This is a genomic window from Paenibacillus guangzhouensis (assembly GCF_009363075.1).
Taxonomy (GTDB): domain Bacteria; phylum Bacillota; class Bacilli; order Paenibacillales; family Paenibacillaceae; genus Paenibacillus_K; species Paenibacillus_K guangzhouensis.
The window spans coordinates 5,053,917-5,066,445 of sequence record NZ_CP045293.1; the positions used below are offsets into that span (position 1 = coordinate 5,053,917).

General features: G+C 47.7%; 10 protein-coding genes. 2 read left to right on the forward strand and 8 right to left on the reverse strand.

Annotation, left to right across the window (positions count from 1 at the left end):
• Positions 1–97 precede the first annotated feature (97 nt).
• The 8 genes from GCU39_RS22730 to GCU39_RS22765 form a co-directional block, all read right to left on the reverse strand.
• A complete protein-coding gene (locus tag GCU39_RS22730) occupies positions 98–727 on the reverse strand; it encodes a nitroreductase family protein (RefSeq protein ID WP_152395567.1) in 630 nt (209 codons plus the stop codon).
• Positions 728–873: 146 nt separating this feature from the next.
• Positions 874–1,935, reverse strand: a complete 1,062-nt coding sequence (locus GCU39_RS22735; RefSeq protein WP_152395568.1) for a nucleoid-associated protein — start codon at positions 1,933–1,935, stop codon at positions 874–876.
• A gap of 109 nt (positions 1,936–2,044) precedes the next feature.
• Entirely contained in the window at positions 2,045–2,833 is a 789-nt protein-coding gene (locus tag GCU39_RS22740) for a (2Fe-2S)-binding protein (RefSeq protein WP_193726589.1), read from the reverse strand.
• Positions 2,834–3,074: 241 nt separating this feature from the next.
• Positions 3,075–4,115, reverse strand: a complete 1,041-nt coding sequence (locus GCU39_RS22745; RefSeq protein ID WP_152395570.1) for a lactonase family protein — start codon at positions 4,113–4,115, stop codon at positions 3,075–3,077.
• A gap of 231 nt (positions 4,116–4,346) precedes the next feature.
• On the reverse strand, positions 4,347–6,035 hold the full coding sequence (locus tag GCU39_RS22750; RefSeq protein ID WP_152395571.1) for a methyl-accepting chemotaxis protein: 1,689 nt from the start codon (positions 6,033–6,035) through the stop codon (positions 4,347–4,349).
• Between the two features lie 193 nt (positions 6,036–6,228).
• Positions 6,229–7,857: a methyl-accepting chemotaxis protein gene (locus tag GCU39_RS22755; RefSeq protein ID WP_265333552.1), complete on the reverse strand. Its 1,629-nt coding sequence runs from the start codon at positions 7,855–7,857 to the stop codon at positions 6,229–6,231.
• 284 nt (positions 7,858–8,141) lie between these two features.
• Positions 8,142–9,173 carry a substrate-binding domain-containing protein gene (locus GCU39_RS22760; RefSeq protein ID WP_152395573.1) on the reverse strand — a complete coding sequence of 344 codons (1,032 nt, stop codon included), beginning with the start codon at positions 9,171–9,173 and terminating at the stop codon, positions 8,142–8,144.
• A 42-nt stretch (positions 9,174–9,215) separates the two neighbouring features.
• Positions 9,216–10,394, reverse strand: a complete 1,179-nt coding sequence (locus GCU39_RS22765; protein WP_152395574.1) for a glycoside hydrolase family 130 protein — start codon at positions 10,392–10,394, stop codon at positions 9,216–9,218.
• A 428-nt stretch (positions 10,395–10,822) separates the two neighbouring features.
• Here GCU39_RS22765 and GCU39_RS22770 point away from each other — a divergent pair, with 428 nt between their 5' ends.
• Positions 10,823–11,275, forward strand: a complete 453-nt coding sequence (locus tag GCU39_RS22770; protein WP_152395575.1) for a MarR family winged helix-turn-helix transcriptional regulator — start codon at positions 10,823–10,825, stop codon at positions 11,273–11,275.
• 395 nt (positions 11,276–11,670) lie between these two features.
• Complete coding sequence (locus tag GCU39_RS22775) at positions 11,671–12,447, forward strand: DUF262 domain-containing protein (RefSeq protein ID WP_152395576.1); 777 nt, start codon at positions 11,671–11,673, stop codon at positions 12,445–12,447.
• Positions 12,448–12,529: the final 82 nt, after the last annotated feature.

Here is a 12,529-nt window from a genome sequence, read left to right on the forward strand (position 1 = left end):
CTACCATATAACACACAAAAATCCCTAGGCGCACTAAGCTCCTAGGGATTCATATTTACCGGACCGCCAAGCGTCCGTTATTCGTTGCAGTTCAATCTTAGAATTGGTTCCACACAATCGTCTCGTCTGCTGTAAAGCGAGGGCTCGGACGGCCTTCTTGCGCTGCTTTACCAACCGAGATCAGCATCAATGGGATGTAGCGGCTAGGCACATTGAATTGCTCCGCGAATTGCACGGCATTGTAGCCGCCCATTGGGCAAGTGTCGTAGCCTTTTGCTTTGGCAGCAAGCATCAATTGCATCGCAGCAAGCGAACCGTTCAAAATCGCGGAATCGCGCGCAACTTGTGGGCTCTTATAAGCGCCTTCGATTTGACCAACAAGCGCATCCTTCACTTCTTGCGGCAATTGACCCGCTTTGACTGCACCACCGAAGATCGGCTCTGCATTTTTGTTCGCTTCAAGATCGCCTAATACCGCGATAACAGCCGAAGCTTGAACCACTTGCTGTTGACCGTAAGCGATTGGAAGCAATTTCTCCTTTTGTGCTTGCTCGTCGATAACGACGAATTTCCAGTGCTGCAAGTTCCAAGCGGATGGTGCTTTCGTAGCTGTCTCAATCAGCTCCACAAGTTCTTCCTTGGAAATTTTGAATGATGGATCATATTGCTTAACCGAACGGCGATCCGTTACCACTTGCATGAAATCTACAGATGTTGTTGTTGACATGATTTATTCCTCCAGTCGAATGTAAAAATGCAATATAAGTTACATGAAATCCGTTTTTTATTATACATAATTCAACTTAAGTTGCAAACAAAAATATAGCGACTTGTTTTTGGATACGTAATTATTCTTCGTGAGCTACTTTCGACTTAGGCTTCGTTGTTAAAATAAACTTTATAGAAGTACATTTTGCGTTCCTCATCGTACCCTTTTTCCAGATAGTCGAAGCTCTCATTGTTGACCTTGATCTCGATATTGGTGTCGAGCTTAATGTCATTTTTGAACTGACGTTTTACCTTGCGAAGCGCGGTCTGCGAGATGTTAAAATCCGTCAAAGGCGGCAGTTCCTTCATCTCCTCGTATGTCTCCTTATAAGTCTTGAACATATCGATGTACTCCGGATCGCGAATAACCTCATCATAGAATACATCCTGCGTGAACTGCTCATTGCTCGCAAAATGCTGGATCGTCTCGTTCAGGAAGACCAGCTTCTCTTTCTTCTCGAACTGATCATGGGTCGTCGCGACGACATCGTCGTAGAAATCCGAGCACATCCGAATGTATTGATCGGTCATATAGTGCTCGTCCACCACATCCCTCACCTGGAGGAAATCATCCCTCCAATAGACTGCCTCGTTCTGACTTCCCTTATTCGATAAGTCGACCAGGCTGACATGGAACCCAGAAGACGCTTGGTAATTGAAAATAATGCATCCTTTATCCAATTTCTTGATGTTCACGCCTTGCTCGTATTGAAGCTCGAACGCTGACGAATCGCGCTCATCAATTTTGAGGAATTCATCCTTATGCTCGGATTTGAAGATACCCACGGCGTCGACTTTGAAATTATCGTATAGAATATTGTTGAAATGTACGACGTACAACTCACCCGACTTAATCTGGGGATGCGAAGATTGTTCATAGAGATGCCGTAATACATGCACCGATTGGTCGTAAAATGTCGTACTGTCTTGGAAAATCGCATTCGCAAACGTATATACTTCATTGAGCGCCAAGTCGGCCTCGTGATGGAACCGGTACGTCGCATCGAACTTGAACGAAGCGAGAAAATACTTGAGCAGCGCAGCACGAAGCTCGTCATTATCAATGACGGTCAGCTCCTTCGCGATGATGACTCCTTCGTCCTTCGATTTATTGCCTACTTTATGAATAACAAGATCTTGAATTTCGATATTGGTTAGATTGATCATTCGCTCTGGTCTCCCTCTCTCCTACACATCACCTTCGTGGTCTACATCAAGACACTTCCCCAGTATACTCGAAAATAAATCGCATAGGCAGACTTGACCTGGAATTCCCTTATGATTGTCTGGCCTGATATTCCGCAACGCGCCGCGACCGCTCCGCCTCCGACAGCCTTGGGCAGGTCAGGCAATAGGAACTCTCCTCCGTCTTATACGCGAGGCAGCACGCGCTCTTCAGCTTAATCTTCTTCCCAGCTTCGTACGGACTGTCCATATAACGGAACTTCACTAGGAACGGATTCCTCACCCGTCCAAATACCGCAGGAGGCAGCTGATGGCGCAGCACGTCCATGTCCTCCGCGAGGTGAATGCGCTGCACTTCATCGATCGGATCTTCCAGCCATTGCTCGTAATAATATTCGAAATAGGTCGGAATGATCCCCCACAACGCCCCGACACTAATCCCTGCGGCAGAAGCCAGGGACTGCAAAATCGGACGAACTTGTTCGCTGTAAAAAGAAGTCATGAGCGACTTAACGAGCAGCGATCGATTCGCCAGCGGTACCGTCGTCCCCTGAATCGCCTTCAGGTCGAACTTGAGCGTAACATATCCGTCCGGATGGCGGGCAATGCGAACGCGCAAGATGTTCATCGACAGATCCAGATGGACTCCGCAGCGCCAAATCGCGTAATGAAATGCCGCGAACATACGGGCAAATTGTGCGGTGAAATAGGTCGCCGCCACATCCAGCGAGTGTGCCTTCAGCTCCGGCGCATAGGCGTTCAGAAAGGCGAGTGCGCCTTCCCGGTCCGCGAGGCGAGACAGCTCGAAGGTGGCAATGACGGGCGATTGATCCTGATGGGTAATCATATATTTATCTAAGATCTCAGTTGGAATAAGCAATGGAAGATCCTCCTTCAATGGATGAAGCACGTGCGATATGATTCGGGTCATTTCACAGTCTGATAATGATAATTAATATCAATACCAAAATGATAATCTTCCATCTTCACCCTGTCAATTCTAATACGTGCGCACGACAAATCGCCCATCTTCCATATGGAGGAGACGGGCGATCGATACATACGAATCTATAAACCAATAGTACGATATCGATTTAACGTGTATGTTGGACGGTCTTGCATTAAAGGACCTGCAGACAAACCGGCTTAACCACTTCAATACGGTCCACCGTTGCCTCAGGCATCCCTTCCGCATTCAACCGGATCACGATGATCGAATCCGAATTCTGATTCGCGGCTAGGATATATGGCGCATCTGGCACCAGCGTAAAGTGGCGCGGGAAATTCCCTTCTGTTGATACATGGCCTACGTATCGCAGCTCGTTCGGTTCTTGAACGTGGAACATCGCAAGACTATCTTCCCCACGGTTCGAACCGAATACGATCTTACCCGAACCGGAGACGGAAATCTCAGCGCAGTAGCTCTCCCCTTGGAAGTCTGGTGCCAGCGTCGACAGCTTCTGTACCGCCGCTAATCCACCAGTCGAACGATCGATTTCGAACACTTCTACTTCGGAAGTCAATTCATAGATTACATAGACATAAGGTGCTTCGGGATGGAAATCCAAGTGGCGCGGTCCAGAGCCTGGGGCCAGATGGGCAATCGAACGTTCAATCAATTTCCCCTCTGAGGTGAGTTCGTAGGTCACGACTTGATCCAGACCAAGATCAGCGACGAGGAAATACGGCGTTCCCGGAATCTGCTTAATGGAGTGCGGGTGAGGCGCTTCCTGACGGTCTGCACGAACACCGTGTCCCGTATGCTGCACTTGATCCGACATCGCACCAATCTCACCCTCTGAGGTGAGCGGATAGACACAAATGCTGCCTGAGGAATAGTTCACAAGCAACAGATAGTCGCCCGATGCATCTACCACGACGTAGCAAGGATCTGCACCTTGGGTAGATTGTCGGTTCACTTCCTCCAGCGTGCCCTTCTCAAGATCATAACGCAAGGACACAACGGCCCCTTCCCCCGTCTCACTCACAGCATATACGCGGCCGCGAGGAGCATCGACGGTCAGAAACGATGGATTCGCTACACCAGCTGCGCCGCCTACCCGCTTCAGACGTCCCTCAGCTTGATCGAATTGAAATAAATGAATGCCCTCTTCTTCCTTTGGTGCATAAGACCCAACAAAAACTGCTCTGTTCTGCATCATTTCGATATCCTCCTTCGTCACCTAACACGAATCAACGATTTATGTATTACACACGCGGATCACGATACTCCCATTTTACCTTCTTTTTCCGTTCGTTTCACCACTTGATTTCATCCCCACAAGTGGTGCTTTGGCTATGGTCTCGATACGATTCAGGTACTTTGCAGGAGCCCCGATAACGATTAAAAAACCCGACCTTGGACAGGTCGGGCTGTATTCGCAATACATGTGCTAAATTTTAAATTTCCCGACTTGCGATTGCAACTGCTCTGCCATTGTCGAGAGTGAGCCCGCCGATATACTGATTTCTTCCATTGAAGCGAGCTGTTCTTGTGTCGCAGCAGATACCGTCTGCGATTCTGCAACTGCCAATTCAGCCGCTTGTGAGATCGAATTGATCGAACCAACCACTTGCTCGGTGTTTACCGACATTTGCTGCACACTAGCAGAGACGTTCTGAATCTCATCAGACACCTGACTGATCGAATGATGAATATGCTCGAACGCTTCGCCTGCTTGGTTCACCGTGCGAATTCCTTCAGCGACTTCTTTGCGTCCAACCTCAACGGATTCCTGTGTCGTCTTCGACTCTTTCTGGATCACCGTGACCAGTTCCGTAATCTGCTGCGCCGATTGTGCGGATTGTTCTGCTAAATTACGCACTTCGTTCGCGACCACGGCAAACCCTTTGCCGTGCTCCCCCGCTCTTGCCGATTCGATTGCTGCATTCAACGCGAGCAGATTCGTCTGTCTTGCAATCTCCGTGATGATCTGTACGATCTCTCCGATATCCTTGGAACGATTCGCTAGACCTGCTATCACGTGAGATAAATCTTCCATTGTATGATTAATCGATTGCATCTGCTGTACCGCGGACTGAATCGCTTCGTTTCCTTCAACAGATTTCTCTGCGGTTGCAATAACGACCTGCGATACGCTCTGCGCATTCGCATTGATCTGCTTCACGCCTTCCGACATCTCATGGACGGCTTGGACGCACTCGGATACGCTCTGCACCTGATGTTCTGTCCCCTCTGCAACACGCTGGATCGATGCTGAGATTTGGACGGTCGCTTGACTCGTCTGCACGGAGCCCGCATTTAGTTCTTCGGAAGAAGCAGCGACATGTTCTGCCCCCGCATGGATTTCCTTAAGCAGCTGATGCAGATTGCTCTTCATTCGATTGAAAGAGATCGCGAGATCACCAATTTCGTCACGGTTCTTAATGGCCAATTCCGGCTCTGTCAAATCACCGTCTGCAATGAGGGAGGCCGATTGAGAGATACGACGAAGCGGTTTGCTAATCAGGACAGATACCGCATAACCAATAACCATTGCTAGGATCGAAGTAACCACAATCATAATCAGATTCATTAGCTTCAGGCCGTTAGACATCGCTTGATTTTCCTTGCTGCCCTCATCGAGCAGTTGCTGCTGCGCCTTCACCATTTTCTCTACTTCATATTCCATCTCACGGCCAATCGGGATGATGCTGTTCACCGCTTGCTTCTCCGCAGCATCGAAATCCGTCTTGGATAGTGCAATGACCTTATCCGACTTCTCGACGAAGGATTTGCTTAATTCCACCAATTTGGCGATTGATTTCTTGTCGCTATCCTGCTCCGCCATTTTCCCGAGCGATTCCAGCTGCTTCAATTGCTGTTCATTGATTTGCTTGAATCGCGTTAACGACTCTTCCGTCTCGGAGAGCAAGTAATCGCGTAGTCCGCTGGTCTGAGCAACCGTGCTCTTGGATATATTCGAGACGCCTATCAGAATATCGACCCTCCGTTCCAGCAGGTCCTGGTACGAATGGTCCATCTTGGTCAAGCTGTTGAAAAGAACGATACCTGAGATGATTAAGATAGCCACAACCGCGAGGAACCCGCCGATTAATTTCTTCCGAATGCTGAATCTCATCTTTTCTCTCCTTCCAATCCAATGGTCTATTTTTCCAAGTAATTATAGCTTGATTTTCCCCAACATTCCAGCATAATCCAATAAAGTTTTACAAATCTCTACAATTAACGACAAAAAAAGACACGACGATTCGAGCTTTTCATGCCCGTTCGAATCGTCATGTCTGTCTCATATATTATATCGGTCAAATGTCCTAAATTGTGAACTTAGACGTCTGAGCCTGAAGCTGCTCCGCTCGCTTTGAGAGCGATTCGACAAAGGATGTGAACTCTTCCATTGACGCTAACTGCTCCTCTACAGCTCCTGTAACCGTCTGCGATTCTGAAGCTGAACGTTCAGTCATTTCAGAGATAGCATCCATCGACTTCACGACTTGAGCTGTATTCACATTCATCTGCTCGATACTGCTAGAAGCCAATTGAATCTCATCCGAAACACGAAGAATTGCAGACTGGATATGACCGAAGGCTTCTCCCGCTAGGTTTACAATCCGGATTCCTTCTTGGATCTCCTCCCGTCCCGCTTGGAAGGATTGGACTGTTGAATCAGAATCGCGCTGAATCTTCGAGATCAGCTCCGTAATCTGCATGGCTGATTGCGATGATTGCTCAGCGAGTAACCGAATTTCTTGCGCAACCACAGCGAACCCTTTGCCATGCTCTCCAGCACGCGCAGACTCTATGGCTGCATTAAGAGCTAGCAGGTTCGTCTGCTTGGCGATACTCGTAATGAGTTCTACCATCTTATTAATATGCTTCGAACGATCACCAAGATCGACAATGATCTGGAACAACCCGTCAATTGTCTGCTCTATCGACTTCATTTGCTTAATTGCAGCTTGGATGGACTCGTTCCCTTCCTCTGATTTCTCACGCGTGACGACAACTGCTTCAGCAACTTGCTGCGCGTTGTCCGAAATCTGCTGCGCACCTGCGGATAATTCCTGCATGGCTTGTACACAGACGGTCACATTCTGAACTTGATGATCCGTCCCTTCCGCCACACGGGTAATCGATACCGCAATCTGTTCCGTCGAGCGATTCGTCTGATCCGCGCCTGCCGCAAGCTCTTGGGAAGAAGCTGCTACATGCTCCGCACCCTCCGATATCTCGGCAAGGAGATGGCGAAGATTGCTGCTCATCTGATTGAAGGATTGCGCGAGGTCGCCTATCTCATCCCGGTTGCGAATCTGGATATCCGGGTCCGTTAAGTCCCCATTTGCGATATGCTGCGCCGACCGAGAGATCTTTACAAGCGGTCTGCTTATTAAGCGGGACAGCAGGTAACCGATGACGATCGCTAGCAGAAGCGCTAGCCCGATCGAACTATAGCTTAGCACTTTCAAGTCTGAGACCATCGATGAATTCTCAGCCGTACTCTGCTTCAACACTTCTTCTTGATTCTTCGCGATCTTGTTCGTGATGCTCTCCATCTGCTGACCGACAGGGATCAGATTTGCCGTTGCATCTTTCACCGCGCCTTCCCGATCCGTCGCTGCCTGATTAATGATATTCTCTGCCTTCAGGTTGAAATCACGACTCAAAGCGACCAGTTGATTCATCAGTTGCTTATCCTCTTCCTTCTCCATTAACTGAAGTGTACCGTAAATAAGCTGAATTTCACCCTGACTAGCTTGCTGCATCGCTTGAACATTCTTCTCATCATTGGTAAGCAAGAACTGTTGAAGGCTGCTCGTATGTTGGGCCGTATATGTAGATATGCGTTCAACGTGTGACAAAATCTGGGTGTCCCGCTGCAATAATGTCGTATACGATTTATCCATGCGGTTCAAGTTGATCAGAAGAAAACCACCTGAACTCACTAACAAAATCGCTACGATGAGAAAACTGATGATTATTTTTCTAGTTATGCTAAACCTCATTCTCACGTGCCCCCCATGGTATATAATGCAATCTATATTGCCCCATTTTATACCATTGGTCACAAAATATCACCAACCATTTTCATATGAAAACAACGGAATCTCCAAGAATGAACCTCTGATTCAAGAAGATAGATAAAATTCATATTATTTGACCACCGGTTCTACAATTGTGCAGACGAACAAAAAAAAGCACGCCAGGATATCCTGACGCGCATTTATTATTAAATCCTTTTCACCGAATCCCGATACACCATTTTGCCTTTGATCTGCACACGACCGATTTGCTTCATCGGATCCTGCAGCTTACCGATGATCCCTTGCACCGCGACACGCGACATTTCCAACACATCCACCTCTACGGTTGTCAATTGTGGATCGGAGATCGTCGAGTAAATATCATTATCGAAGCCGACCACGGTAATATCCTCAGGTACAGCGTAGCCCCGCTTACGCAGCTGTGCGATCACACGGAACGCAGCCTTGTCGCAATTACAGACAAACGCTGTCGGCAGCTGCTCAGGCAGCTCGACATCGACCATCAGCCCGCGTGAATCACGATCCGATAATACATACGCCGGATTAAGCTGCAGATGGTTCTCCAGCAGACTTTTATAGTAACCTAGGTAGCGGTCTTGAATACTGCTCGTAGAATAAATGTTACCGACATACCCGATCTCGCGATGCCCCATCTCGACCAGATAATTCGTCAACTCATAGGAAGCGAAGAAATTATCCATCACGACGGCATCCATATCCGTATGCTGGTCATAGAAATCCAAGAAAATGATAGGTACATCGGTTTGCATCATATGCTCCACATAATTGGCATGGATCTGCCCTAAGAGGATAAACCCATCAACCTTCTTCTCATGATAGATCCGAGGCAGTACATCCTGCGCCTCATCCTCTTCACTGAGGATATGAAGAATACCCGAGTAATGGTAAGGATCAAGCATCGTCGTGATCTGCTGATAGAACCGGAAGTAGAAGGATTGCACCTCGACGGCGAACCTTTCCGGGATGATGACGCCAATGTTATACGAGCGCCCTTCTTTCATCGACTTGGCCAGATTGTTCATCCGATAACCCATTTCATCGGCCAGCTGTTTAATTTTTTGTTTCAGTTCATCGCTGACGCCTTCTTTGTCATTCAGCGCCTTAGATACTGTCACCGTGCTAACGCCGAGTTTCTCCGCCAAGTCACGCATGGTAATCTCACGATTCTTCAAGATAACCGTCCTCCGATACAACATATCTACTTATAGATTACATTCATCTCGTTCTATCATGCACGACTAGCCCTGACTTAGCAACTCTAGATTATTCGCAATCAACGCGGAGCGCTGCCTTACGCAATCTAATGAACGGTATGGATCCTCTGGCGTGTTGAATGTGTAATCGACCAATTGATCAATCGTCGTCGTCGCAACATGCAGCCGCGTATCACTGGAGGCATAGTAGATGAACACTTCATTCTTCTCATTCACAACCGCACCGTTGCTGAAAATAACGTTCGACACATCCCCCACACGTTCCTCATCGTACGGTGCGATTAGATGACCGCCCGGCTTCGCGATCACTTGGGTCGGATCTTCCAGGCTCGTCGCGAATACATACAAGACATACCGCAGCCCCGCTGCCGTGTTCCGCACCCCATGCGCGATATGAATCCAGCCCTTGTCCGTCTTAATCGGCGCAGGTCCCTGGCCATTCTTCACCTCGTAGACGGTGTGGTAGCGCTTCTCATCCAATACCGTCTCGAGCTGAATTACCGGATTCAGAATATCTGGGCATAAGCCAAAAGCAATACCGCCGCCAGAGCCTGTCGAGATGAAGCCGTCCTGCGGACGTGTGTAGAACGCATACTGCCCGTCCACGAACTCCGGATGGAGAACCACGTTACGCTGCTGCGGCGAAGGCGTCTGAATGTTCGGCAGCTTCTCCCAATACTTCAAATCTCTCGTGCGCACGAGGCCCGCTTGCGCGACGGCGCTCGACGTATCGAAAGGCGATGCCTCTGGATCTTTCCGCTCCGAGCAATAGATGCCGTAGATCCAGCCATCTTCATGCTGTACGAGGCGCATATCATAAATATTCGTCTCGTCCTCATCGTCATTCTCCCACGATACCGGGTAATCCCAGAACCGGAATTGATCCACCCCGGTGTCGCTCTCGGCAATGGCGAAGAACGATTTGCGATCTAATCCCTCCACGCGAGCTACAACGTAATATTTGCCGTTCAAGTAGATAGCGCCAGCGTTGAACACCGCATTGATGCCTAGGCGCTCCATGAAATACGGATTCGTCTTAGGGTTCAGATCGAACCGCCAATAGAGCGGTGCGTGATGACGCGTCAATACCGGATAGGTATAGCGATCGTACAACCCGTTATAGAAGCTCTCTTTTTTCGTATTGCGCCGGCCTAGCAGCTCCTCCTGCGCACGCAGTAATTCCGCATATTTCTCGTGGATCATCCTTCGCCACCCTCTCCATGGATTAGGGCATGAAATCTTGGTTACGTCATGCCTTTTAAGTTGTTAGCTAATCGTTAACTTAACTAAACTTATCGTATGCGAAGGAATAGAGCCTGTCAATGAGCTAAATCGGCTTTTCTCTCAGAAAATACATTGTTCTAGATTGAAAAAACTTGCATACAGCATCTTTCGATATTAAGCTAAAAGTATAAGTTCAAAAAGTCGGCATTTCAGCACCGAGAAGGTTGCGAGAACCTGAAAAAGGAGGAACGGAGTTTAGGCGAAACCTAAATGAGTACCGGATTTCGAAGGTGAACGTAAGATTCGATGTCGACTAGGCTTCTTAAATGACTTCGTGATCAAATGATGAATTTTTGAACTACCTCTAAAAGTATATGAAAATTGCGAGTTGAATGGAGTCAATGCCTATGGAAAACCTATTCAGCATCATTGAACGTGAAATTGCTATTTTCGGTCGTCGCGCAGAGGCGATCCGCATTGCTTATTTGAATCACAAAGAGATTGATCGCTCTACGTATCTATTGCTGCGTCTATTACTAGATGAGGGTCCTCTAGCAATCAAATCGCTTGCGGATGCGCTTCATCTAGACATTTCCACCGCAAGCAGGCAGACCGCTGCCCTCGAAGGGAAAGGGTTCGTCGAACGCCTTTCCGATCCGAGCGATGCGCGGGTCAAGCTGCTGCAAATTACCGAGCTTGGACAGAACCAGTTGCATGCCTTTGTAGTGTCGCGACAAGAGTTCTATGCGAAGCTGCTTGAGGACTGGAATGAGGAAGAATGCCGTCAATTCGGCGAGAGCTTGGCACGCTTCAACCGCACGATTGAAGAACGACGCCTAGAGCGCGAGAAATCCGAATAACACGATAGATCATGGCACGTATTGCACTTCAAGCAAGTTTGATTAGCAAGAAATGAAAACCCTTGCAACCTCAGTCTGTTCTCCTTACCATTTATCCGCATGCCAAAAGGCGATTTCAGAAGACATTATTTGTTCTTCCGAAACGCCTTTTTTTATTGAAAATCGACATCATTTAACATCATTTCTCAATCTTAAAATTTGGATGTAAATGGATATTTGTTATCAATTTTGACATCATTTTATGAATGAATGACCATGCGCTTGTCATTTTTATTCCTAGAGTACCAAGGGTTTTCCCACCTTGTAATAAATTACCTGACCTCATTCACGAACAAGACTGTTACAATTTGAAATAAGTCTGCCAATTAAATACCAACTTTTGGAGGTGCTTGCATATGATCATGAAGCCTGGGCAATTGCAACGCAAGCTGGAAGAACTCGAAGAGAAATTGAAGCATACTTCGGAGCCTTCGTATGTATTCAGACCCGGAGACCCTGTCCGCGTCGGAATCCTGCAAGATGCTGTTGTAGCAGAGGTACTCCATGAAGGCAAAATCTATCTCATCGACTATACCTATATCGATAAGAACTACGGAAATCCGATCCGACATGAGCATACACGCAACTATTTTGGCTGGCTGGAGGTTCGAAAGCCGATCCCTGAGACATCGGATACGATCATTCGCAATACCGATATGAATGTTCGATTTACGTTCCGTATGTTATCCGAACTACTCCAACGTGTATACAACTTCGGTATGAATCTGGATCCAGATTACCAGCGTGATTACGTCTGGGAGCAAGAGGACAAGGTTCGTCTGATCGAATCCGTGTTCAGCAATGTCGATATCGGTAAATTCGCCGTGATTCAACGGGATCCGAAGACTTGGGTTCGATCCGGACTTGGCTATGAAATTGTAGACGGCAAACAACGCTTGATGACACTGATGGCTTATTATGAAGACCGATTTGCATGGAACGGCAAGAAGTATAGCGATCTGACCGCCAGAGAGCAGAATCATTTCATGAACTATCCGATTGTGTTCGCAGAAGTGAAGGATATGACGCGAGAGCAGACCTTGCGGTATTTCTTAATGCTGAACACGGTTGGCAAGACCATGGACGCAGAGCATCTAGAACGTGTACGTGCTGAACTCAAAACGGTGGAATAAGAGAGCTCATCCATTTCATACGATTTTACGATGAGGTTACAGGAGATTGCCTTAATCACTTCGTATGAAGGAGCGGATCGAA